This is a genomic window from Micromonospora sp. C97 (genome assembly GCF_018070385.1).
Lineage (GTDB): Bacteria > Actinomycetota > Actinomycetes > Mycobacteriales > Micromonosporaceae > Micromonospora > Micromonospora parva.
The window spans coordinates 12,568-36,746 of sequence record NZ_JAGPXU010000014.1; the positions used below are offsets into that span (position 1 = coordinate 12,568).

General features: G+C 69.7%; 20 protein-coding genes and 1 pseudogene. 15 read left to right on the forward strand and 6 right to left on the reverse strand.

Annotated features, from left to right (window positions below; all coding sequences use genetic code 11):
- Window positions 1-49: 49 nt before the first annotated feature.
- A complete protein-coding gene (locus tag KBX26_RS19255) occupies window positions 50-1,828 on the forward strand; it encodes an ABC transporter ATP-binding protein (RefSeq protein ID WP_210866128.1) in 1,779 nt (592 codons plus the stop codon).
- Window positions 1,829-1,886: 58 nt separating this feature from the next.
- Here the strand turns inward: KBX26_RS19255 and KBX26_RS19260 are convergent, their stop codons facing one another.
- On the reverse strand, window positions 1,887-2,714 hold the full coding sequence (locus tag KBX26_RS19260; protein ID WP_030327450.1) for a TetR family transcriptional regulator: 828 nt from the start codon (window positions 2,712-2,714) through the stop codon (window positions 1,887-1,889).
- A 112-nt stretch (window positions 2,715-2,826) separates the two neighbouring features.
- On the opposite strand from KBX26_RS19260, the pseudogene KBX26_RS19265 reads away from it, so the two are divergent.
- The 7 genes and pseudogenes from KBX26_RS19265 to KBX26_RS19295 all read left to right on the forward strand — a co-directional run.
- Window positions 2,827-3,750, forward strand: a pseudogene (locus tag KBX26_RS19265) (ATP-binding cassette domain-containing protein); the annotation flags it as partial.
- Window positions 3,751-3,872: 122 nt separating this feature from the next.
- The gene (locus KBX26_RS19270; protein WP_210866054.1) at window positions 3,873-5,498 is read left to right on the forward strand and encodes an ABC transporter permease; all 1,626 of its coding nucleotides are present in this window, start codon (window positions 3,873-3,875) and stop codon (window positions 5,496-5,498) included.
- A 189-nt stretch (window positions 5,499-5,687) separates the two neighbouring features.
- Window positions 5,688-6,629 carry an endonuclease domain-containing protein gene (locus tag KBX26_RS19275; protein ID WP_210866055.1) on the forward strand — a complete coding sequence of 314 codons (942 nt, stop codon included), beginning with the start codon at window positions 5,688-5,690 and terminating at the stop codon, window positions 6,627-6,629.
- 120 nt (window positions 6,630-6,749) lie between these two features.
- Complete coding sequence (locus tag KBX26_RS19280) at window positions 6,750-9,830, forward strand: NACHT domain-containing NTPase (protein WP_210866056.1); 3,081 nt, start codon at window positions 6,750-6,752, stop codon at window positions 9,828-9,830.
- A 192-nt stretch (window positions 9,831-10,022) separates the two neighbouring features.
- Complete coding sequence (locus tag KBX26_RS33025) at window positions 10,023-10,655, forward strand: restriction endonuclease (RefSeq protein ID WP_210866057.1); 633 nt, start codon at window positions 10,023-10,025, stop codon at window positions 10,653-10,655.
- A gap of 114 nt (window positions 10,656-10,769) precedes the next feature.
- Window positions 10,770-12,203, forward strand: a complete 1,434-nt coding sequence (locus tag KBX26_RS19290; protein ID WP_210857907.1) for a hypothetical protein — start codon at window positions 10,770-10,772, stop codon at window positions 12,201-12,203.
- Between the two features lie 52 nt (window positions 12,204-12,255).
- Window positions 12,256-12,594: a hypothetical protein gene (locus KBX26_RS19295; protein ID WP_210857908.1), complete on the forward strand. Its 339-nt coding sequence runs from the start codon at window positions 12,256-12,258 to the stop codon at window positions 12,592-12,594.
- 147 nt (window positions 12,595-12,741) lie between these two features.
- On the opposite strand, the gene KBX26_RS19300 is transcribed toward KBX26_RS19295, so the two are convergent.
- Window positions 12,742-13,383, reverse strand: a complete 642-nt coding sequence (locus tag KBX26_RS19300) for a Crp/Fnr family transcriptional regulator (protein WP_247680830.1) — start codon at window positions 13,381-13,383, stop codon at window positions 12,742-12,744.
- Between the two features lie 214 nt (window positions 13,384-13,597).
- Window positions 13,598-14,122 carry a hypothetical protein gene (locus KBX26_RS19305; RefSeq protein WP_210857910.1) on the reverse strand — a complete coding sequence of 175 codons (525 nt, stop codon included), beginning with the start codon at window positions 14,120-14,122 and terminating at the stop codon, window positions 13,598-13,600.
- Window positions 14,123-14,290: 168 nt separating this feature from the next.
- Between KBX26_RS19305 and KBX26_RS19310 the strand changes: the two genes are divergently transcribed.
- The 4 genes from KBX26_RS19310 to KBX26_RS19325 all read left to right on the forward strand — a co-directional run bounded on the left by KBX26_RS19310 (window position 14,291) and on the right by KBX26_RS19325 (window position 18,949).
- Window positions 14,291-15,079 (forward strand): hypothetical protein, encoded by a 789-nt coding sequence (locus KBX26_RS19310; RefSeq protein WP_210857911.1) that lies wholly within the window; start codon window positions 14,291-14,293, stop codon window positions 15,077-15,079.
- Window positions 15,080-15,651: 572 nt separating this feature from the next.
- Window positions 15,652-17,346, forward strand: a complete 1,695-nt coding sequence (locus KBX26_RS19315) for a hypothetical protein (RefSeq protein ID WP_210866059.1) — start codon at window positions 15,652-15,654, stop codon at window positions 17,344-17,346.
- 13 nt (window positions 17,347-17,359) lie between these two features.
- Complete coding sequence (locus tag KBX26_RS19320) at window positions 17,360-18,232, forward strand: hypothetical protein (protein ID WP_210866060.1); 873 nt, start codon at window positions 17,360-17,362, stop codon at window positions 18,230-18,232.
- Between the two features lie 147 nt (window positions 18,233-18,379).
- Window positions 18,380-18,949, forward strand: coding sequence for a carboxymuconolactone decarboxylase family protein (locus KBX26_RS19325; protein WP_247680831.1), 570 nt, complete (start codon window positions 18,380-18,382; stop codon window positions 18,947-18,949).
- 261 nt (window positions 18,950-19,210) lie between these two features.
- On the opposite strand, the gene KBX26_RS32430 is transcribed toward KBX26_RS19325, so the two are convergent.
- Window positions 19,211-19,504 (reverse strand): DivIVA domain-containing protein, encoded by a 294-nt coding sequence (locus KBX26_RS32430; protein ID WP_307857857.1) that lies wholly within the window; start codon window positions 19,502-19,504, stop codon window positions 19,211-19,213.
- 315 nt (window positions 19,505-19,819) lie between these two features.
- Here KBX26_RS32430 and KBX26_RS19335 point away from each other — a divergent pair, with 315 nt between their 5' ends.
- On the forward strand, window positions 19,820-20,062 hold the full coding sequence (locus KBX26_RS19335) for a winged helix-turn-helix domain-containing protein (protein ID WP_030327471.1): 243 nt from the start codon (window positions 19,820-19,822) through the stop codon (window positions 20,060-20,062).
- A 22-nt stretch (window positions 20,063-20,084) separates the two neighbouring features.
- Here KBX26_RS19335 and KBX26_RS19340 read toward each other — a convergent pair whose 3' ends face one another.
- Window positions 20,085-20,801, reverse strand: a complete 717-nt coding sequence (locus tag KBX26_RS19340; RefSeq protein ID WP_210866062.1) for a hypothetical protein — start codon at window positions 20,799-20,801, stop codon at window positions 20,085-20,087.
- Window positions 20,802-21,216: 415 nt separating this feature from the next.
- Between KBX26_RS19340 and KBX26_RS19345 the strand changes: the two genes are divergently transcribed.
- Window positions 21,217-21,666, forward strand: coding sequence for a ribonuclease domain-containing protein (locus KBX26_RS19345; RefSeq protein WP_374224314.1), 450 nt, complete (start codon window positions 21,217-21,219; stop codon window positions 21,664-21,666).
- An 82-nt stretch (window positions 21,667-21,748) separates the two neighbouring features.
- Window positions 21,749-22,114, forward strand: a complete 366-nt coding sequence (locus KBX26_RS19350; protein ID WP_051708073.1) for a barstar family protein — start codon at window positions 21,749-21,751, stop codon at window positions 22,112-22,114.
- Between the two features lie 505 nt (window positions 22,115-22,619).
- Here KBX26_RS19350 and KBX26_RS19355 read toward each other — a convergent pair.
- On the reverse strand, window positions 22,620-24,113 hold the full coding sequence (locus KBX26_RS19355) for an FAD-binding oxidoreductase (protein WP_030327476.1): 1,494 nt from the start codon (window positions 24,111-24,113) through the stop codon (window positions 22,620-22,622).
- Between the last annotated feature and the right edge of the window lie 66 nt (window positions 24,114-24,179).

The following is a 24,179-nucleotide window of genomic DNA, read 5'->3' on the forward strand; positions in this document are numbered from 1 at the left end:
CTCAGCAATATCGCCGACGAAAGGCAGCACCCCCTTGGAACCCACCCCGATGGGCCGCGACCGCGGCCACCGCACCGTCAGCGCCGAAGAGAAGACGCAGGCCCGTCAGGTCTCCCTGCGCCGCATCGGTCGCCTGTTCACCCCCCACCGGCCCGCCCTGGCCGCCGTCACTGCGATCATCGTGGCCTCCTCGATCATCGCGATGGCCAGCCCGTTCCTGCTGCGTGCCGTGATCGACCGGGCCCTGCCGCAGGGCGACGTGACACTGCTGGTCTGGCTGGTCCTCGGCATGGTCGCCGTCGCGGCGGTGACCTCCGCGCTCGGCGTCGTGCAGACCTGGATCTCCACCCAGGTCGGCCAGCGGGTCATGCACCGGCTGCGCACCGACGTCTTCAGCCACCTTCAGCGCCAGTCGCTGGGCTTCTTCACCCGCACCCGCACCGGCGAGGTGCAATCCCGCATCACCAACGACATCGGCGGCATGCAGTCGGTGGTCACCTCCACCGCCACCGCCGTCGCGGCCAACCTCACCACGGTGGTCGCCACCGCCGTCGCCATGGTCGCGCTCTCCTGGCAGCTCTCCCTGGTCTCGCTCGTGGTGCTGCCGCCGGCCATCTGGCTGACCCGTCGGGTCGCCCGGATGCGTCGCGAGATCACCGCCCAGCGGCAACGCGAACTCGCCGACCTCAACGTCACCGTCGAGGAGGGGCTCTCGATCAGCGGCGTACAGCTCGCCAAGACCCTCGGCACCGGCCCCGCGCTGATCGACCGTTTCACCGCCTCCTCGGAGCGACTGGTCGACCTGGAGCTGCGCAGTGAGCTGGCCGGCCGCTGGCGGATGGCCTCGATGAGCATCATCTTCGCCGCCGTACCGGCGGTCATCTACCTCGCCGCCGGACTGCCCGGCACCGCCGGGACGCTGAGCATCGGCACCCTGGTCGCCTTCACGGCCCTGCAGGGCGGCCTGTTCCGCCCGCTGATGGGCCTGCTCAACGTGGGCGTCTCGCTCACCGCGTCGCTGGCGCTGTTCGCCCGGATCTTCGAATACCTGGACCTGCCGGTCGACGTGGCCGACCCCGCCGACCCGGTCCGCCTCGACCCCGCCCGGGTGCGCGGTCACCTGCGCCTGGAAGACGTCACCTTCGGCTACCCGGGCAGCGACACCGCCGCCCTCGCCGGGATCACCCTGGACGTGGCCGCCGGCACCAGCCTCGCCCTGGTCGGCGAGACCGGCTCCGGCAAGAGCACCCTCGCCGGGCTGGTCAGCCGGCTGCACGACCCGACCGCCGGCCGGATCACCGTCGACGGCGTCGACCTACGCGACCTGCGCCTGGCCGATCTGGCCGCGATCGTCGGCGTGGTCAGCCAGGAGACGTACCTGCTGCACACCACAGTGCGGGAGAACCTGCGCTACGCCCGGCCGGACGCCACCGACGCCGAAATCGAGGACGCCGCCCGCGCCGCCCAGATCCACGACCTGATCGCCGGGTTGCCCGACGGGTACGACACCATGGTCGGCTCGCGCGGGCACCGGTTCTCCGGCGGCGAGAAGCAGCGCCTGGCCATCGCCCGGACGCTGCTGCGTGACCCGCGCATCCTGGTCCTCGACGAGGCCACCAGCGCGTTGGACACCGAGACCGAACGCGCCGTGCAGCGGGCGTTCGACGTGCTCGCCCAGGGCCGCACCACGATCACCATCGCGCACCGGCTCTCCACGATCCGCGACGCCGACCAGATCGCGGTGCTCGACCACGGCCGGATCGTCGAGGCCGGCACCCACGACAGCCTGCTGGACCGCAACGGCCGCTACGCCACCCTGGCGGCCTGACACCTGCCGGCCAGGCCCCGGCTCACAACAATCTCAAAACGTTCTTAGAACTGTCTCGTTATGGCGCGGTCAGGTGCCGGTAGACGGTGGCCCGCGAGACACCCAGCGCGGTGGCGATGGCGTCCACCGAATGGGTGCCCGCCTCGTGCATCCGCCGGGCCGCCTCGACCTGCTCCCGACCCAGCGCCGGAGGTCGTCCCGGCCGCCGCCGACGGGCAGCCGTCCCGCCGCCCGGTGCCGCGTCCGGCCGGCTCGCGGGGGCCAGAGCCGCGGCCGCCGGGTCCGCAGGGCGCACGGCCACGCCCGCCGCGTCGGCGTCCGGCGGATAAGCGGCGTCCGCGGCCGCCGTGGTCAGCAGGCGGCGTACGCCGTCGAGCATGTCGGCGCGCAGCACCTCGTCAGACACGTCGGTGAAGAAGACGATCGGATCGCTGCAGGCTGCCACCGCCTGCACCGCCCGGACCCGCTCCCGACGCCCGGCGTCCGGCCCCGCGATGAGGTCGTTGGCCCGCATCGCGATCACCATCAGCCGGTGGTACGTGTCGCCCCGGCCGACCAGCGCGATGTCGTGGAAGAGCATGCCGAGTGGCCGGCGGTGGGCGAGCATGACGTCCACCCAGCCCTCCAGCACCGTCCACCGGGCCTGGTCGGTCGGCTGTCCCTGGGCGGCGTCGAGCAGCCTCTCCAGGTCGGCCAGCAGCGGCTCGATCAGGGCGGCGAGCAGATGCTCCTTGGCCGGGAAGTGGTACAGGATCGCGGTCTTGGTCAGCCGCAGCCGCTCGCCGATCTGACGCAGCGAGGTGCGCTGGTAGCCGTGTTCGGCGAACAGGTCGAGCGCGGCGCGCAGGATCCGGGTGCGGGTGTCGTCCGCGGGATCGGCGGTCATGCCGGCCAGCCTAGCGACGTCCTGACCGGTGGGCACGATCACCGTTGATTCCACTGACCAACGGTCAGTACAGTGAGGGTGGTCGACGAAGCAGCCAACAGCAGGAGGGGCCATGCCCGTCATCTCCATCGGCAACCTGGTCAAGACGTTCGGCGCCATCCGGGCGCTCGACGGGCTGGACCTGCACGTCGAGCGGGGGGAGGTGCACGGCTTCCTCGGCCCCAACGGCTCGGGAAAGTCCACCACCATCCGCATCCTGCTCGGGCTGCTCCGCCGCGACTCCGGCGACGCCCAGGTGCTCGGCGCCGACCCGTGGCGCGACGCGGTCCGCCTGCACCGCCGGCTGGCGTACGTGCCGGGAGACGTCAACCTCTGGCCCAACCTCACCGGCGGGGAAGCCATCGACCTGCTCGGTCAGCTGCGCGGCGGCCTCGACCGGCGCCGCCGCGACGAGTTGCTGCACCGCTTCGACCTGGACCCGACCCGCCGCTGCCGCACCTACTCCAAGGGCAACCGGCAGAAGGTCGCCATCGTCGCCGCCTTCTCCTCCCCGGTGGAGCTGTACGTGCTCGACGAACCGACCTCCGGTCTCGACCCCCTGATGGAGGCGGTGTTCCAGGACGAGGTCCGGCGGGTCAAGCAGGCCGGCGCCACCGTGCTGCTCTCCAGTCACGTGCTCGCCGAGGTCGAGGCGCTCTGCGACCGGGTCAGCATCATCCGCGAGGGCCGCACCGTCGAATCCGGCACCCTCACCGAGCTGCGCCACCTCACCCGCACGGCGGTGACCGTCGAGACCGCCCGCCCGGTCACCGGCCTGGACGTGCTCCCCGGCGTGCACGACGTGCACGAGGTCGACGGCCGCACCCACCTGGAAGTGGAGCCCGCCCACCTCGACGAACTGCTCGGGCACCTCATCGGCTTCGGCGTCCGCGCGCTGACCAGCACGCCACCCACCCTGGAACAGCTCTTCCTGCGCCACTACGGCGACGCCTCCGCCGCGGCTGCGGCGTCGGCCGATGGTCCCGCCGACCGTGCCGGGTCGGCTGGTGCTCCTGGCACGGGTGCTGGGCCGGCCCACGGTCCTGCCGCGGGTGCTGCTCCGGCCGGCGAGGGCTCGCACGCCGACACGCAGGCCGACGTACCGCAGGCGGGTGCCCGGTGAGCGCCCTCACCGGCACGACCCGGCTGGCCCGGCTCGTCCTGCGTCGCGACCGGATCCGCCTGGCCATCTGGATCCTCGGCACGCCCCTGCTCGGCTACGCCCTCGCCGGCAGCGTCGCCGGCATCTACCCGGACCAGGACGCCCGGCTGGGCTACGCCACCACGTCGGCGTCCAGCCTGGTCGCCCGCGCCTTCAACGGCCCCATCCACGGCACCGACCTCGGTGCGGTGGTGGTCGCCGAGACGTACGTGACGCTGGCCCTGATCGTCGCGCTGCTGAGCACCTTCGCGGTGACCCGGCACACCCGCCAGAACGAGGAGACCGGCCGCGCCGAACTGCTCGGCGCCAACGTCGTCGGCCGGTACGCGCCGCTGACCGCCGCGCTGCTCGTCATCGTCGCCGCTAACGCACTGGCCGCCGCGCTGCTCGCGGTCGCGCTGGTCGGTGCCGGTCTGCCGCTCGCCGGTTCCGTCGCGGCAGCGGCAGCGATCGGCGGCGTCGGGGTCGCCTTCACCGCGATCGCCGCCGTCACCGCCCAACTCTCCGTCACCGCGCGCGGCGCCAACGCGCTCGCCGCCGCCACCGTCGGGCTCTCCTTCGTGCTGCGCGCCGCCGGCGACGTGCTCGGCGAGCAGAGCGCCGACGGCACCCGGGTCCGCAGCGCCTGGCCGTCGTGGATCTCCCCGCTCGGCTGGGGCAACCAGGTCCGCGCCTTCGACGGCGAACGCTGGTGGGTGCTCGCCCTGCCCGTCGCGCTGCTGCTCGCCGGGGTGGCGCTGGCGTACGCCCTCGCCGAGCGACGCGACCAGGGCGCCGGGCTGATCGCCCCCCGACGCGGCCCGGCGACCGGCGCGCCACTGCTGCTCAGCCCCACCGGGCTGGCCTGGCGGACGCAACGCGGCACACTACTCGGCTGGGCCGTCGGGGTGGCCGCGCTCGGCCTGCCCATGGGTGTCGCCGCCGACGAGTTCAACGACATGATCGACGCGAACCCGGCCGCCGCCGAAGCGATAAACGCGATGGGCGGCGGGGACGACCTGATCAAGGCGTACCTGACCGCGATGCTCGGCCTCTTCGCGCTGACCATCGGCGCGTACGTCGTGCAGGCCCTGCTCCGGGTCCGCGGCGACGAGGCCGACGGGGTGTTGGAGGCCGCCCTCGCGACGGCGGTCAGCCGCACCCGCTGGCTCGGCACCCAGGTGCTCGCCGCGACGCTCGGCGCGGTGGCCCTGCTGCTGCTCGCCGGCGTGACCACCGGCCTCGGCTACGGCATCGTCATCGGCGACCCGCTCGGGCAGGCCGTCGAGCTGGGCGGCGCCGCGCTGCTGCGCCTGCCCGCCCTGCTCGTGGTCGCCGGGGTGGTGACAGCGCTCTTCGGGCTGCTGCCCCGCTGGTCGGTGGTGCTGTCCTGGACGGCGCTGCTGGTCTTCCTGCTCCTCGGGCAGCTCGGCGCGGTGCTGGAGCTGCCGCAGGCCGCGCTCAACGTCTCGCCGTACACCCATGTGCCGGCCGTGCCCGCCGTCCACCCGGCGGCGCTTCCCCTGGTGGTGCTGGCGGCGGTGGCCGCGGCCCTGCTCGCCGTCGGCGTGGCCGCCTTCCGCCACCGCGACGTCCCGTCCTGAGCCTGCGTTTCATGATCGTTGGCAGCTGAGCGACTCGACACGCCGACGCCAGCCCTCCTCAACTGCCACCGATCACCTGACGTAGCCCACCGGGGCCGTGGTGGGGCGTTGTGCACAGGGTGGCGGCTGTCCACAGAGGGCCTGCTGGTGTGTTTGCGGAGGGCTGGGTGGGGCTTCACGGTTCTGTGCGTGAACCTGGTGCTTCGGGAACTCGTCGAACGTGGCGCGGGTCTGGTGACGTTCGGGGCGGCCGGGCAGGTGGTGCCGTCGTGGACGGTTCGGCAGGCTTGTCGCAACGGCGAACTGGTACGGGTGCTGCCCGAGGTGTTCGTGGCGGCGCACCTCGTCGGTGGGCGACCCGGTGCCCCGGTCCTGAGTCGACTCGACAGTGCCCTGAGTCTGCGGGCTGCTCTCGCCTGGGCTGGCGGAAACGGCGCGCTCAGTCATCTCAGTGCGCTCGCCGTGTGGGGGTTGCACCCGCAGGCGGTCGGTGACCTCGTGCACCTGAGCGCACCAGCGAGCACCGGTCTGCGCAGTCGGCCTGGAGTGATCGTCCATCGACGCCGGAGCCTCACCATCGAGCCGCCGCAGGTGGTCGTCCGGCGAGGGCTGAGGGTCACCCGCCTCGAACAGTCGCTCGTCGACTGCTGGCCGACGTTGTCGCCCGCCGACCGGCGGACGCCGGTGATCCGAGCGGTCAACGACCGGCTGACCACACCCGAGCGGTTGTCGGCAGCACTGGAGCGGGTGCCCAAGCTGATCGATCGGGCGGCGTTCCGGCATCTGCTGACGAGGCTTGCCGACGGCTGCCGCAGCCCGTTGGAAATCTGGGGGCACGAGCACGTCTTCACCGGTCCCGGAATGCCGGCGTTTCACCGGCAGGTGCCGGTCCGTGTCGGGCGGCGCACCGTGTACCTCGACATGTTCGCCGAGCGGGAACGGGTCAACATCGAACTCGACGGGGCGACCACCCACGGCAACCCTGGTCAGCGGGAGATCGACCTGCGCCGCGACGCCCTCCTGGCGGCCATCGGGATCCTGGTGGTCCGCTTCGCCCACCGCCGCCTCGTGCACGAGGTCGACGAGGTGCGCCGGGAAACCCTCGCCATCCTGGCGACCCGCCGGACCTGACGCGGTCGGGCAGCGGCCACCTCCATCACGCCGTGGACGCCCGCCAGTTGAACGTGGCGGTGTCGGAAGCCCGACGTGGACGGGGTTTCCGGGCGGACGCGGGTCGACCACAATCGTGCGGTGCGTCGTCGCGGGTGGAAGTGGGGATCGCTGGGCGTGGTGGCCGCGCTGTCCGCGGGCGGCACGGCGTGGGTGTGGCTGCGGTACGACTTCGAGAAGGTCAACTGGACCTGGGGCGTCGTCGCCGGGATCATCGCCGTCTACGTCCTGCTGGATCAGCTCTTCCGCACCGGAACGGCGGGTCTCACCGAGGTCGCCGCGCACCGGCGCGCCGCCGCCGACGAACTCGTGGAGCTGATCCGACGCGACCCGACAGACGAGGCGTTGCTGCGGACCGTCGACGAGCCGTACCCACTGCCGGTGCGGTGGCGCACCGCCCCCGACCGGTTCCTCCCCTCCTGGCGGGCCATCGGCCGATCCAGCGCCGCCGTGCCGGTGGACCTCGCCGGCGGCAACGGGCCACTGTGGAGCTGCTACCGTCGCGTCCCCTCCGGTCGGCTGCTGCTGTTGGGGCCGGCCGGCTCCGGCAAGTCGATCCTCGCGCTGCGAATGGCCCGGGAGTTGCCCGTGCACCGCGAGCCGGACGCACCCGTCCCGACGCTGGTCCCGGCCGACTCCTGGGATCCCGACCGGCAGGGCTTCCACGACTGGTTGGTCGAATGGATCGCCCGGCGCTACCCGCAGCTCGCGGCCGGCCACCCACGCCGCGACGCCGTGCTGCGCGACCTCATCGAGACCGACCTGGTGGTACCCGTCCTCGACGGACTGGACGAGGTGCCCGAGGATCGGCTGATCGCCTGCCTGGACGAGCTCAACGCGCTGCCGACGCAGCGTTTCGTCCTCACCTGCCGCACCTCGGTCTACGAGCGCTACCTGACCCAGGGGGAGAAGCTGCGCGGCACCGCCGTGGTCATGCTCGAACCACCGGCGCCCGCCGAGGTCGCCGATTACCTGGTGGACGCGGCCCCGCTGCATCAGGTCGACAACTGGACCACCGTCGTCACCACGATCGGGGACGCCCCCCAGCTGACCGCCGCGCTGTCCACCCCACTGATGGTGGCGATGGCCCGCAGCGCCTTCGACCAGCCGGGCACCGATCCTCGGGACCTCGTGCCGCTGGCGCGGGAGCGGGGCCAGCGCTCCGTCGAGGACGACCTGCTGACCAGGGCTGTGGACGCCGCGTTGCGGTCCCGCCGCGGGGCGCAGGGGCTGCGGCGCTGGGAACCCGACACCGCCCGGCGCTACCTGACGTTCCTCGCCGCGCACCTGGAGTCGCTCGATGTCCGGGAGTTCCGCTGGTGGCAGCTGCCCAACGCGCTGTCCGGTTCGTTCTGGGCGGCCGTCGCCGCTGCGCGTACGGCGGCGGCGGTGTGGTTGACGTTGACCCTCTCCGCGGATGCGCTCACGGCGACGGCGCAGCTGGTGACGCACGCACCGACCCGGGATTTCCTCGGCTATCTGGTCTACACGACGGACGCCTTGGCGATCACGGCCCTTGTGCTGGCCTACGCCGCAGCGGTGGTCAGCGGCTCGGGTTGGGTCGGTCGAGAACGACCCCGCCGGGTGGCGTTCGTCGGCGGGCTCCGGGCGTTTCGCCAAGGGCTGCCCGGCGCGCTGCTCGGCGGGGCCTTCCTGGCACTGCTCACGTTCGGCTTCCTCACGGCCTCCGCGCCCACTCCGCAACTGGTTGCGCTGCTGGACGAGGTGCCGGGGCTGCCACCGTGGCCCGACCCGGTCCGGGCCGCCGTCGTGGTCGGTCTGCTGAATGGGGTGTTCGCGGCGGTCCAGGCTGGACTGCGGGTGGACGTCGCCGCATCGGCCCCCGAGCTCGGGGCGACCAGTGTGCTCGAGACCGTCGAAGCCGACCGCGCCGCGAGCGTCGCCTCCGCACTGGCCAGCGCGGCCACCGGCGTCATTCGGCTGCTCGTCGTCGTCGCGGCGCTGCGTCTCACCGGGGTGCTGTCCGCAGTGCCGCCGCTGCCGGCGCTGATCTGGGCCGGGGTGGGGCTCGGGCTGGGCTGGTGGCTGCACCGGCAAGGCGGCGCGGCGTGGATCCGCTTCGCCCTCACCCGTGCCATCCTCGCCGTCCGTGGCCGTACGCCCCACCGGCTGCTCGCCTTCCTGGCGTACGCGGAGGCCGTCGGTCTGCTGCGCGACGGCGCGGGAGCCTACCGGTTCCGGCATGGACGCCTGCAGAGCCGACTCGCTGCGGGGGCGGTGAGCGCGCGACGGGGCAGCCGGCTGCAGGAGGAGTTCGGCGTCGAGCTTGCCCGCGCCGGCTACTGGCCGGAGGCGCTCGGCGTCTTCGCCGACGTCACGCAGGCACGGGCCGCGAGCGTCGGGCACGCCGACGACCTCACCGTCGCGGCGCTGCGCCGAGCACTGCTGGCCGGGGCGGCGGCGGGGGAATGGACCCGACTGGCGAACCTGCTGGCGCTCATCCCACCACCGACCGAGCCGACGCCGTTGACCGTGCAGCGGCAGCGGCTCGCCCAGCTGATCGCGGACGACGCGCCGGCGGCCCAGCTGATCGCCGCGGCCGAGGAGTTGGATCGGGCGGCCACCGACGTCACGCCGGGGTCTGCGTCCGCGACCCGCCCGGCAGCACACGAGTTCCTGGCCGTCCTGCACCACGTCAACGGGGACGCCGAAGCGGCGCGCACTCACCTGGACCTGTTGCGCGCCGCCGCCGACCAGCACGTCGGGGAGCCGGCACCTGTCGGCGCCGGCCTGCTCGCCAGCATGCTCGTCGACGCCGGTGAACCCGCCACGGCCCTGGTCGTCTGCCATCACGAGCTGCTCCTCGCCGATCAACCGCCCGACCGGGTCGACTTGCTGCTCCTCGCCGAGACGTGGCGCTGGTCGGTCGAGGTGATGCGCCGCAACACCGACGAACAGGCCGAACTGCGCCGCCGCATCCGAGCGGTGCTGGCCGGGCGACGGGACCATCCGCGGCGGATCGAGCTGGGCCGACGCGAGCTGGCCGAGCTGGGACTTCAGCTGTGCCACACGGTGATCCAGGACCAGACGTGGGGCCCGCTCGCGGTCGCGGCGTCCCGACGGCTGGTCGCCGTCCTCGCCCAGCCGGCCATCGTCGTGCGGACCGTCAACCGCAGCGCCCCCATGTGGCACGACAGCTGACGGGTACCTGACATCCTCGGCGATCGGCTGCGCGGTGTGTCGCACGCGGCCGCCACACTGGGGCTTCCTCGACCGGGGAGGTGCCTCGTGCCGTACGTCAGGTCACACACCAGGAAGGGCGGCGCGCGAGTTCGGGCGCACTACCGACGGCGGCGCGCCGGCAGTGTTCGGCGCAGGTCGACGGTCCGCCGCGTGGCCGGTGGCGGCGGCTCGGCCAACGGCTGGCTGCTGGCGCTGGGTGCCGTCGTCGCCTTCGTGCTCCTGCGCGCGGTCGTCGACGTCGTGCGCCGCCATCCATACTGGACCGCGCTGCTGGTGAGCGTCGTCGTCGCGACGGCGGTCGCGGTGGTTGTCATGGTGTCGAAGCAGCGGGCCCGCGAGCGGGCCGACCAGGCCCAACGGGACCGGCTGATAGCGGTGACCGACACGATGAGCGGCCCCGAATTCGAGCAGTGGTTCGCCCGGCTCCTGATCGCCTCCGGGTTCCGCGACGTGCGGGTGTGCGGCGGCTCCGCTGACCGGGGAGCCGACGTCACCGCGGCAGCCCCCGACGGCCGACGCGTCGTGGTGCAGTGCAAGCGGCAGAGCGTCACCAACCGGGTGGGCAGCGCCGCGATCCAGCGGTTCGCCGGCACCTGCCGGGTGATCCACGGTGGCGAGATCTGCCTACTCGTGACAAACAGTTTCTTCACCGCCGGCGACGGCATCCAGATGGCCCGACAGCTCAACATCGACCTCGTCGACCGGCACGCGTTGCAGATGTGGGCCTGGACGGGGATTCCCCCGCTGCGGTCCGGTACTGAAAGATCGAGGACAGCGAATTGACAGGGCGGGAATTACTGTCTCGACATGGCACCGTCCATTCCCAGAAGTGTCAGTGCGAAAGACGTTGCCGACCCACTGCGCGGCCGTAGCGGCGGAGGGTCGACGCTGCCCTCGGTGCCGAAGGACCTGGCCAGCCGGCAGATGTGCTGCGCCATGCATCTGCGTCCGCCGCTGGCGGCACAGGTGTTGCTGCTGTACAGCCTCGACAACCCGAAGGCATGGTGTCCCTCTTTCGGGGTGGACGCGGTCGCGCTGGTGCGCCACGCCCAGGCCGCCGACGCCCATTGGCGGAGGCTGTACGACGCGGTCGCGATGACGCGTTACGCGCTACTCGGTCTGGTCGGGCTGGGCATCCTGCTCCTCTGGCGTGACGGGCCGGTGACGGCGCTGCTCACGCTGCCGCTCATCGCGGTGGCGTGCGGGGTCGGCTGGCGCACCACCTTCCTCAGCCTCCAGGAGACCCGCGCGGCGGCGATCGGCGCCATGGCGGAGGAGGAGGCGCTGGCCGCCCAGGCGCCAGAGGTCGAGTCCGAGCTGGAGGACGAGCTCGCCGCCCTGCAGGACGCCAACATGATCGTCTTCGAGGTTGCCGCGGACAACCCGTTCGTCGGCAGCGGCACCGAGATCGGCCGCTGGGCCCTGCCACCCATCGACGTCACCCGCGGTCGAGAAAAGCATCAAGACGGTACGCGGCCACCCGCGACCTTCTCCATCCGCGACCTGCACGACGATCTGATCCGGCTCGCCCGGTCACGGCTCGGGCTCAGCGACATCGAGGTCACCAAGCGGATCTACGTGCGGGGGGACGTGCTGCCGGATTGTGAGGGCCTGTTCCATCCCGACGAGGTGCGCCCGCCGTCCCGACTGGAGACCTCCTGGGTTGATCTGGGCAGCGACGCGCCGGGGGAGCAGGCCAGGACGTACGTGTGTCTGGCGAAGAGCCTCGTCGGTGGCCAGATCGTCGTCACCCTCTTCGCCCGCTACACCCTCGACCAGGGCATTCTGTCCTGCGAGTTCGCCGCCTTCGTGCTGCCGCCCGTCCGTCGCGACTCCGCGCCCGCCACCGGCTTCTACGGCCTGTTCGGGGAGGATCTGAGCCCGCTTCACGGGCGCTCGACCACCTCGGCCCTCGCCCTCGCGGCGTGGCGCACCTACCTTGCCCAGCTGTTCCTGCGCTCGGACCGGGGCATCGACCTGGCCGAGGCGCACGAGGAGCGGACGCAGCAGCACTACGAGGCGCTCCAGGAGGGGCGACGCTACGACTACGGGGCGCCGTTCAGCGCCCGGGAACTCGCGGCCAGCACGAGCATCGAGAGCTATTTCGAAGTCGCCGATGTGCGCGACTGTCTGTTGCGGATGCAGCGCGGAGTGATCGACTGTCTGGTCGCGTTCCTGACGGACAAGGGCATCGACACGTCCGAGATAGCCGCCGGAAAGCAGCGGATCATCAACAACATCACCAACATCGGAGAGGTGTCCGGCCGGGGCAACATCTTCGGAAGCCACGGACGCGTGACGAATGTCGATCGCGACGACCAGACGGACTGATCGGTTGGTGTCCCGCAGACCCGGTCAGCGGGCGACCCGGAAGGACGAGTCAGTGAGTCAGTTCAACTTCAGCGGCGACATCAACGGTGAGGCGAACGTCTTCGGTGACCACGCGCAGGTGCACAACCGGAGCAACGATTTCAGTCGAGGCTCGGACCTTTCCGGGCTCGTCGCTGCCCTGGTCGACGAGATCGCGAAGCACCGGACGGAGGTTCGTGAGGCCGAACGGCTGACCCAGTTGGCGAGCACGGCTGCGGCGTACGCCGCCGAGCCCCGCCCCAACGTGGAGGGCATCCGCGGCCTGCTACCGGCCCTGCTGGCAGGCGCCGGAACGGTGACCGCCGTCGCCGACGCCGTGCTGCGCGTCTCCCAGGCCGTCAACAGCCTGTAGCGGATGTGAACGTCGCCCTGGCGGCCTCAACCGGCGAGCACGAGGGAGGCGCGCCCCAGTCGGCAGGGTGAGGTGGCGGTTCGGCTGGACCGGATGATCGACCGCTCGGCAGCTCGGGTTGGCCGGTGTCGGTGAGCCGCACGGGGGTCAGTTGGCACCTGCAGACCAGTGTGGACCGCTGTCTCCCAGGTGGCCGACACGTTGCAGCTGCGCCAGATCGTGAACGACGATCTGCCGGTAGCCGGTCCGAATGACTCCCGCGTGCCGCAGTTCGCGGAGGGCCTTCTCGACCGTAGGCTCCGCAGCACCGCAGAGTGACGCCAACTCCGGCTGAGTCAGCGCCACACCGACGGTGCGTCCGTCGCTGATGGGCTCACCGTGCGCCGTCGAGAGCTCGGCCAGAACGCGTGCCAGGCGGATCTTTGCCGGGTAGGCGGTGAAGTCGACTCGGCGGCGGTTCGCCCACCGGAAGCGCGCCGCGGTGGTCCTCGCCAGGGCAAGCGCCGCCTCCGGCTGGTCGTGTAGAAATGGATACCACTCTCGCTTGTAGATGACGGTGACCAATCCCGCACCGCACGTCGTGACCGTCGCCGTCCGTGGGGTGTCATTGAGCGCGGAGATTTCGCCGACCAGGTCACCGGAGACCCGGATCGCCAAGAGCGTTTGACGGCCATCTGCCATGTTGACGGTTACCTTTGTTACGGCTTCCCTGAGCAGTACCAAGTGATTACCGGTGGTTCCCTCCCGCAAGATGTGGTCCCCGGCTTTAACCGAGACGGTTGTTCCCAACGTGAGAAGGCTGGCTCTTGTCTTCGGGCTGAGACACGCGAGCAGCGTGCCAGGAGGCCAGCGAAGGCTAGTCGGCGGCTGCTCGTAGTCGCGTCGCACCTCAGCACCCCGTTCGTCGGCGGGCAACCCTGCTCATGTCGGATGAGGCACGGGCAGTCAACGGATGCAAGTATTTCTGATTGCGGATCCTGGGAGAAGGCCCGCACTGCCTCTTTCAATCGCTCATCAGGGCAATGGCCAGCCAAACTGCGGCGGCGCAACTCGCCACCACGCTCCATGGCACAGCCGCCTGCACCCGCCGGTGCTTCCTGAGTGCGATGTTCGCGAGAACTGTTGCCAGAGACCATGCTTCGATGGCCTCCCGACCCGCGTCGAGGCGTGGCGGCTCGATGCGGGCGGTCGGCTGCGCTGGGAACCCGAACCTGTTGGGCGAGCGGGGGCCGGACGTCTGTGGTCGGAAGCCGATGGCGAGGTGTCGCGCCGCGATCAGAAGAGTGATCACGAAGAGCGAGCCAACCCCGGAGACGACGATGGACAGGACGGGGGAATCCATGAGGTGGAAGACCGCGGGCGCCTTGCTGACAATGAGCGCCACCACCGAGCCGTGGAAGGCGAACAGCCGAGAGATCTTGGCATCGGCGTGTCGGATGGCGTCCTGGTGTAGTCGGGTCGCGGCGAGTGCCCGATCTACCTCCATGTCGGACCGGCGGTGTTTCACATGGCGCGATGAGGTGGTCATGCATCCAGTGAAGGCAACGGGGTGCCGTCGACGTCCGTAGGAATATGGGATCTCGCGTATCCGACACATGCTCAGCTACTTCCTGACAACCCGTACTTCGACGGGTTTCCCACGGCTGGCCATCGCTATAAGTGACATGACCAGGAGCGCCGAGCGTGCGGAGGCAAAATGGCAACGCTGCAGCCAGACCGCAGATTGATCATGTTCGTCGACATGGAGAGCTACAGCCGGCACGACGACGCCGGCCAGATCAACGCCCAGATGAACTTCCGCCCGCTCATGCGAAGGGCGGCCGAGCAGTGCGGCCTGGACCGGGACGGCTGGGAGATCCAATCATCCGGGGATGGGGAACTCGCGCTCTTTCCCCTCGGGACGCCCGAGCCTCGGCTTGTTGCCGACCTCGTACCCGCCATCGACCGGATCCTCCGCGACCACAATCGCGATGCCGGCGCGCATGCGCAGGTGCGGATGCGGGTCGCGTTCCATCAGGGACTTGTGACGAGGACCGAGAACGGTTACGCCGGATCAGCAGTGGTGACTGCGGCTCGCCTGGTGGAGGCGCCCGCGCTGAAGGAGGCGTTAGCCTCGTTCCCCGAGGCGGCGGTAGCGATGATTGTGTCTTCAACGATCTATCAGGACGTGGTGAGCCAGTCGTACAGCGGGATACGGAAGGAGCGTTACGGTCGGGTCAGCGTTCGCGTCAAGTCGTTCGGCGATGAGGCCTGGATCTTCATTCCCGATGAGAACGTCAACGCGGCGCCAATCGCATCTGTCGACGCCTCGACACCAGCCCCTCGGACTGACCTGGGCGGAACCGAGCGAGCCGGGGCCGAGCCGACGAGTGGCAGCCGATTCGCCTTCGGCTCGGTAGTCAACCACGGTCCGAGCGTCTTCGGTGACCATGGCCGAGCGTGGGGCACGGGGGATGCACAAGCTCATCGGCAGGGGCGACAGTGAGCCCGGAGTCCGCAACAGGGGCGGTGCAGGCGGGTGCGCCGGCGGTCGAGCCAGCCGCCGATTCGGCTGCGCCGGCTGCGCCGCAGAGCCCAGATTCAGCGGAGTCGCGAGCTGTTCCAGAGCAGGGTACGCAGCGCGAGGCGAACTCGGATGACAGAGGCCATCGCGATTCGGAAGGCCCGACAGATGTATCCGACGAGCGGAATGATGATCGCGACTCGCCCGACGATTTCATTCGCGCTAATCCCACCCTTCGCTCCTTCACGTCACGCAGGGGCAGTGGGTTCCGGATCGAGGACTTGAGCAACGCTGGTCCCAGTGCGTTCGGCGATCGGGCGACGGTCATCGGAAATCTGAATCTAGGGCAGGGCAACTCGAAGCCGAGGTTCTTCGCCGACCGAATCAGCGACCTGACCGCGAGGCGTCACACCTTCGTGCGCCCAGCCCACTTCGGTGAGTTGCAGGATCGGTTGCGTCGTTACCCAGTAGTGGGACTTGCTGGACCAGTGGGCAGCGGTCGTTCGACGGTCGCCTGCGTCGCTCTCGCAGAGCATATTGGATCCGACGAGGTCATGGAGATCGTGATGCCTCCCGGATTGGACGACGTCCGATTGATCCGTGAGCAGCCCGATTTTCTGGAGAAGGGTGTTGGTTACATCATCAAGGTTGGCGGTCGGCAGGTCCGGAGCGCCGTCCGATCTATCGAGGCGGCGTTTCACGAGAACGAATGTAGCGGGGTCATAATTCGTGACACGGAGGAGTCCGAGGCGTCCCTCCATCGGGCGGAGGTGTTCCACCACTCATCAGTCTCGCGCGTAGAGGTCTTCCGTCAGCATCTCTTGTATTACCTCAGAGAGAAATGCGTTGGCAACTGCATCGATTGTGATCGCAGTTGCGGGAGAGCGTACACGGTCCAGATGATCACACCAGAGGTGAGCAGGTTAATTGATCTGCTGACGAGACCGGGTGAGTGCGTCCTGCACGCGGAAACGATCGCGCGTGAACTCCCGGCAGACGCTCATGGTTTCGTTGCGCTGCTGCCATCTGAGAACAAGCGGTACCGCGATAAGGCGCGGCAGATCCTCTTGCTGCCCGACGACAAAGCACCGGTTTTTCAGAACAGACCCGCACAACATAGACGAGCGCTGCGGATCGCCTACGCTGTGTTCGCTGGACAATCCATGGCGCGGGTTTCAGAGGGTGCTGGTCTGCTGCTCGGAAAACTCGATCGACTCTTCAATGAGCCGGCCATCGGCCGACCCGCCCTGCTCAACGACATGCCGGCCCTGCTGGGTCAGGAACTCGGAGCTGACTGGCACGACAGAGCCATGGAGGGAGAGTCTCCGCATACGAAGGCGAGAGTGGCCCATATAAAGCCCGAGATGGTGAGGGCGATCCTCGACGTTGCCTGGAACGATTTCGACAACACCCGTCCGGCCCTCATCGAATGGATCGACGAACTCGCCGCCCATCCCGCCCCAGGGTTCAGCAACTGCGCCGCCGTCGCCGCCGCGATCTTTGCCACTCATGACTTTGAGCAGGTCTACGAGGAGGTGATTCGGCGATGGGCGAGGGATCGAAGGCGCGGGAGGCGGAAGGCAGCCGCAGCCGCCATGGCTTCCGCCGCAAACCTCGACGGTGCGGTGCCGGTTGGCTTGACGGTGAGCTCTCAGGTCAGGGCAGACGTGGGTAAGAAGCTCGAATGGCTCGCCCACTCCAGGTCGGCGTTCGAACGAGACACCGCAGCGATGGTGTGGGGGATGGGCTACACGCCACGGCACCCCTTCCAGACCGCACGCGCCCTCACTGCCGTGGCAGCAAATGCCAACGCGTCGTCCATCTGGACCGTCACGGACGCGATCGATAATCTGTCTCGAAAGTATGGCAGCGCATGGACGATCAACGTCCTTTCCTGGTGGCTCGAAAGCGACGGCGTGACTCTCCGCGCTGGTGCCACCCTCGCCTTCCTGAACTGGCTGGAGGAGCCACTCACCGAGCGAGTTGATCAGCTCGTGGCTCTCCTGGAGGCCCAGCCATCCATGGTCGATCGGGTGGCCACGCTGTGGCGAGTCGTACTCCTCGATCCCGGATGCTCCGTCGCCGCGTGGCGGCGCCTCGCGGCTTGGTTACGCAGTGGCGCCAGCGACGCACGGCTCAGGGAGCCGGTCCGAGCGCTCGCGATGAGGCTTGCCGCTGAACCCGCGATCCGCTCCCGGCTGAACTACTGGCTCTCCAAGGCCCCAACGACATCCACTTCCCTCGCCTGATCCAGGAGCCACTGTGACCGCCGATAACCAGATTCCTCCCCAATCTGAACCTCCCCAGGGCGCCGGCCCCGTTCGCCGCCTGCTGACCCATTTTCGAGCGGCGTTCAGCTATTGGGACCGACCGCCGGCACCCGACCTCACCCAACGCCGCCGCCACCCCAGGCCGGTCATCGTGCCAGCTCGGGGTCATGTTTTCTCGTTCGAAATACACGTGGCTCTTACCTGGTACTCGGAAGGTTTGAGGGAGGATCAGCTCGGCGCATGGTCACTGCAGTTCGCGGACCTCGCCCGTCGCGACGTCGAACACAAGGCGGCGGACCTCGCTCGACATTTCCATCCTCACCAGGCAGGCGCCCTGGAGATTCAGCTCAACCGTGAGCTCTCTCGAGCTCGTCGACGTTATGAGCGTCAGGGTGTCGTATTGCACTGCAGGCCAGAGGTGCGGGTGAAGCTCGACGAGGACGTGAAGGCAGAACTCCGGCACGTCCACCTGCAGCGGCTCCGGGAAGAGAGCGAACACGAGCTGCGGATTCGGCGGATCCAACTGACCGACCAGCTGACTCAACGCTGGGTCGCTCTGATCGATCGCCTACGCCTGAGCCCACTGGCGCCCGCGGCCCTCCGCCTCACCGACCAGGAGCTTGCCAACGTCCTCGACCAATTCGTCCTCAAGGAGGAACGGTCAAACGTCGAGCGTCTGGCGGCCCTACTGGAGGAAGCCCTGCGCCGTAGCGGCCGAGTCGGGCAGCCCTTGGAAGAGCACGAGGCCGCAGAGATCATCAAGCTTCTCGACGACATCCTCCGGGACGAGGCGACCGCGACTCCTGAGGCTTCCGAGATGAACGGAAACGGTCGGCAGGCAGCACCGCCAGCGGGTAGGCCGTGATAGAAGGTCGGACGGGAATGCCCCGAAGCCGACGTTGGAGACCGCGCTCAGCGCGGGCAGCGTTCGACCCTCCGCGCACGGCCGTTTTCCCGACAGCGTCCGCAGCCCCAACGGCGTACCGTCCGGGTCCGAACAGGGAGGAGCCGGATGAGTTTCCTACGGCAGGCAGAGCGGTCCCCGGACACCGAGCGGATGTTCGACACCGACACAAAGGCGATGGGCTACCTGCCCAACTACACCAGGTTGTTCGCCCACAACCCGGCGGTGTACCTGGCGTGGCAGCAGCTCAACGGCGCGGTGAAGGACGGGATGGAGCTGCGCCGCTATGAGTTGGCGACCCTCGCCGCGGCCCGGGCCCTCAAGTCCTCCTACTGCGGTCTGGCACATGGGAAGTTTCTGCGCGACAAGTTCTTCGACGCGCCGACTGTCGCCGCCATCGCGTCGGACCACGGCAGCGCCGGTCTCTCCGCGCAGGAGGTCGCCGTCGTCAACTTCGCCGGCAAGGTCGCGGCGGATGCGAACTCCGTCACCGAGGCCGACGTTGAGGACCTGCGCGCTCACGGTCTCGATGACACGGACATCTTCCGCGTGATCCTCACCGTTGGCGCCAGATGCTTCTTCAGCACCGTCCTCAGTGCTGCCGGGGCCGAGCCCGATCCGCAGTACCAGGAGAGCCTGGACGCGGATCTGCGGCAGGCGCTGAGCTTCGGCGGGTAGGCCCAGCGAGACGCACCCTGCCCGGAGTTGACGCAGCGGGTGCCGGAGCGCGGCGAAGGCCGGCGAGTTGGACGAAGACCTCGCGTCTGGCTGTCGCGTTACCTCGGCGGTTGAGGACGTAGCCGGTCAACCAGACCCAACCCTCGTACGTCGGCTGGTCGCAGACCGAGACGACGCGGAAGGTCAGCGCGCGATCCCCGGCGAACTGCACCGATGCTCGGCCGTCGATGACGAGCAGGTCGCCGGGCGAGGGGCGCGTGGTCACCAGTGGCCGGAGTTGCGGCTCTGCTCCTGGGCCGGCGGGCACTCCCGGGCGTGCATGGTCTGCCAGTCGCGCAGCGCCCGCTTGATCCGGTCGTTCTCCTGGCTCAGCAGCCGTACCGTCTCGTTGGTCATGGCCAGCTCGTCGGCCACCCGGGCCTGGAACTCGCGTACCTCATCGGGGTCGACGCCGCGCCGACACGTGGCGAACTCGCGGGTCCGCACCTCGTGCGGCGTCAACCGGCCTGGGTAGCCGGCGGGGTAGGGCTGGCCACCTCGATACACCTGAGCCACGGCGGTCCTCTCTGAGGGCAGGCGGGAGCGCGGAAGGTCCGTGCGGTGGGTCGGGAAGGGCGGGCCGTCCGCTCGAGGGCCGCGGGCGACCCGCCCGCTCCGCCGCCGCAGCCCCATTCGGCGGTACGACAGCAGAGCAGTCCGGTGGGTCGGGACGGGCACACGCACCCGCCTCGACCAGGGGATGAGCCGAACTCGTTGCCACGCGAGGAGCAGCTCTTACATAACCATATATGCCTAAGTTGTCGGTCGCAACGCATAGTTGTCTCGCCGGTGCGTGTCGTGATCAAATTGGCGTGCCACGCAAGGAGTGCCATGCCACAGACACCGGACTACATCCGGATCTCGGACGAGATCATCGGGGACCTGCGCAGCGGGAAGGTCAAGCCGGGGGACAAGCTGCCCTCGATCGCTGACATGTCTGATCGCTTCGACGTCAGTTCATCAACAATCCAAATGGTCTACGTCCGTCTGGAAGCGTTGCGGGTGATCCGGAGGCATCAGGGCAAGGGCATCTTCGTGACCGACCCGAAGACCTGGATGCGGGAGCCGAGGTAACGAGCCTGCTCGCTGGGCGGCCTCAACCCGGCAGGTCACCACCGGTGTCGAGGCCACTTGGTCGGGGTGCGACGGTCGGCGAGGCGAACTGACCCTGCTGCGGGCGGCGGCGCTGGGCCAGCAGTTCGTCGATCCACCGGACGGCGTCGCGCTGTCTGCTGAGCATGTGCTGGCGCGCGGCGGCCAGGTCCGGGTCGCCGCCGGCCACCGCCAGGTGGTCGTCCAGGATCGCCACCCACTGGCGGCTGAGCTCTTCGGCGTACCGCGCCTGCCGCAGGTGCTCTTCGAGGCGGCATTCGAGGGTGACCAGCCGGTCGATCTGTGGCTGAACGGCTCGCCTGATGTGCTCGTCGAGCCGGACGGCGACGTCCGGCGCGCAGCTGACCTCAAGGTCGCCCCGCTGGTAGCGCCAGGGGCCCTGCGCGGCGAGCGTCTGTTGCAGGTGCATCTCCAGCTCCGCCGCACGGTGGGGGGCCAACTCCCGGGCGGTGTCGGCTGCGAGCCGGGTCAGGCGCTGGATCGCCTGCGGCATGAAGTAGTCGGCGTACCAGGTCAGCACCTCGGCGCGCAGGCTGACCGTCGACGACCAGGCGAACGTCGCGCGGATGTGGAAGGAGTACACGTAACCCTGGGCGGGCACCACGATCTGCCGGGGCGCGGTGCGCTGCTCGACGAGCGGGCCGGACGGCGTCGCGGGCGCGGCCAATCCGACCGGCTCCTCGTCCTGGAGGGCCGCCACCAGTCGATCCCAGTTTCGCGCCCACCACCGCCAACTGCGGACGCTCGTGTCGCGGGTGGCGGTGAGGCCGCGGATTGCCCAGTGCCGCCGCGGCTCCGCCGGTCTCGGCCTGCCGTCGGGGGCGTCGGACATACCACCCCTCCCTGGTCACGGATTCGCGTCCCACGCTAACAACGGGTAACCGATCTGGCCGCCGCCACGCCGACGTGACGCCGCAGCGAAGCGGTCACACCCATTCGGGCCCGGGGGTACGAGGGGGGCCGGGCCTCCGGAGGGGAGAGGGTCGTCCGGGGTTCACCGAGCATTGTGGCGACGTTGGGGCGGCAAGGGCTGTCGCCGTCGACCGGCAACGGTGAGACTGGTCCTGGTCCGACAATCACGCGGATCGATGGATTGGATGGTCTGGAGGCAGCCTGTGTCCACCCTCGTGTCCCCGCTGGCCACGCTCGGCGCGATCCGCCGGCGTACCACCAGCGTCGCCCTGCTCCTCGCCATGGTCGCCGCCGCGCTGGTCGGCGCGTCCGTGGTCGCCCCCCGGTTGACCGACCCGGCGTCGGCGGCGGTCTACAGCTCCTGCACCATGAGCCGCTGCGCGGACGCCCGCACCGCCCGCTCGGGCTGGTCCGCCAAGGGGTTCCCGACCAGCCGTGGCTGGTACTCCTGGAGCGGCGGGAAGTCCAATTTCGCCGGTGGCCAGTTCTACAACTACGAGGGTCAACTGCCCACCAACGCCACCTACTACGAGTACGACGTCTACCCGCGAACCCAGGGCGCCGCCCGGGACGCGTACCGGATCGTGGTGAACCGCAGCACCGGGGTCACCTGGTTCTCGCCCAACCACTACACCGACTTCTACCGGCTCTGACCGGCCCGGGCGTCGGCCGGTCGTGTCTTCGCGGCCGGCCGACCACGCGGTTTCGGTGCCCGCCAGGACCAGGAGGCACGTGATGGCCGACCATGACGACAGGCGATGGCCGGACTGGTTGACGGTGTCCCGTGCCGGCGCGCAGGAGGTGCCGGACGCCGTGGTGCTGCGCGGTGCGGCCACCCGGACCCGGCCCGCGCTCTTCGCCGCGCTGGCCGACGCGCTGGCCCTGCCGACCCACCTCGGACACACCTGGGACGCCCTCGCCGACGCGCTCCGGGATCGGCTGGACGCCGGACCGCTTACCCTGGTAGTCAGCGACGCCGGTCAGTTGCTCGTCGACGAGCCGGCCGAGCAGTACGCCCTGCTGCTCACCGTGCTTGGCGACCTCGCCACCACCGCGCCCCACCCGCTGCGCGTCGTCCTCGGCGAGGTCTCGCCCTTCTGATCGCACCTCCCGCCGACTCTCCCGCCTCGCGGTGGGCCGGCTGTCATTCGCAGAGTCGACGGCGTCTCACCGTGGGTGACGGCGTCTGGAGGCGCATGGTCGGCTGAGCGATATGACCCAGAGGTACAAATATGACTCTGAGGTATGTCGCGCGTCAGCGACACCGCCCCGCGCCGCCGCCCGTGCTGGAGGGCAAACCTGGGCTAAGCGCTGGGGGCGCTCGCCGAGCGGCTCACCACGCAGGGCCGGTACGGCGAAGCGGTTCAGGTGGCGTTGACCGCCGTGCACCTGGCCGAACGGAACATCAACGAGGCGGTACGCCGGTTCGAGCTGTTCCGCGCCGACCTCGGCCGGAAGTTGGGCGTCGCCCCCGGACACCTCTCCTTTGTCCTTTGCTCTGCACCCACGGAGGCGACAGTCACCGTCCGTAGTGGGTGCGCCCATGGGTGCAGAGCAAAGGACGCGCATGAGGTGAGGTGAGCCGAGCGGGGCGCGATGAGGCCGGTCAGTGCGTCGCGGGCGGGATGCTCTGCTCGTACTGGAAGACGTTGTGCGGGTCGTACTTCGCCTTGATCTTGCGCAGTCGGGGGAAGTTGCGCCCCCAGTAGGCCTTCTCCCACTCGGCCATGCCGATGTTCGGCACGTTGACGTAGGCGCCGTCCACATAGGGGCGCAGCGCCTGGCTGAACTCGGCGATCCAGGTCTGCGCGATCGGGGTGACGGCGTCGTCGCTGTCGGGTTCGCCTCGGGTGCCCCAGCCGACGCCGGGCTCGGAGTAGAAGAGCGCGTCGCGGTGCGGGAAGGCCGCGCCGCCGAACGGCTCCTGCCGCTGCGCCCCGCGGCCGAAGGCCTGGGTGAAGAAGTTGCTGTCGGGCGAGGGCGCCTTCTCCATGAACGCCTGGACGATGCTGACCGCCTTCTCCGGGAACGGTTCCCGGGTGAACTGGGAGAAGAACTTCCACTTCGCCGGCTCGTCCTCGTTGGGGATCTGGAAGCCGGCGTAGACGTCGCCCCAGCCGCCGGTCTGCACGGTGACAGTGGGGTTGCCGATCGACAGGATCGGCGCCAGCAGCTTCCTGGCCTCTGCCTCGGAACCCTCCGCGAGCACCGCGAACAGCAGGATCTCATCCGGGTGGACCTCGACCTGGCTGCCGAGCCGGGGGTCGGTGAACGGTGCGAGGCGTTGCCAGGCGTCGAAGACCTCGTGCAGGTCTCCGAGACCGGGCCAGGTCACCTGCAGGTAGGCGACGCTGGTCAGCGGAGCGACCTGGTAGGTCAGCGAGGTGACGATCCCGAAGTTGCCGTTGCCCGCGCCGCGCAGCGCCCAGAGCAGGTCCGGGTAATTCCACGGGTCCACCTCGAGCACCTTCGCCCCGTCGGCGCCCGCCGCCACGACGATCTCCGCGCCGATCAGGTTGTCGCAGGCCATCCCGAGGTAGCGGGTGAGGAAGCCGAAGCCGCCGCCGAGGGTGGCCCCGGAGAGGCCCACGGTCCCCTCCGTGCCGGTCGTCGCGGCGAGGTCGTGCTCCCCGAGGGCGGTCACCGCCTCCGACTGGTTGAGCCCCGCGCCGAGCTTCGCCGTGCGGCTGGCGGTGTCGATGTGGACGTCCTTCAGCTCACTGACGTCGATCACGATGCCGTTGTCGACGTTCGACCAGCCTTCCAGGTTGTGCCGGCCACTGCGTACCCGCAGCGCGACGTCGTGCTGCCGCGCCCAGGTGAGCGCGTTGACCACGTCCTGGGTCTCCTGGGCGAAGACGATGACCAGCGGATAGTGCACGAACAGCTCGTCCCAGCCGAGGCTGGCCTGCGCGTAGTCGGGGCTCTGCGGTCGGACGACACGGCCGGTCAGCTGCGCCGGTGGGTACTTCGTGTCCGCGGGCCACCCGGGACCATCGGCCGCGTTCGCCGAGCTGCCAGCGATCACGCTCGGGATAGCGACCGCTCCGGCGCCGACGGCTGTGGCTCTGAGCAGATCCCGACGGGAAAGGTCGCGCATGATCCAAATCCTCTCGATTGGTGGCGCGCCCGAAAGATGAACCACGAGGGGATATACCGCTCATCT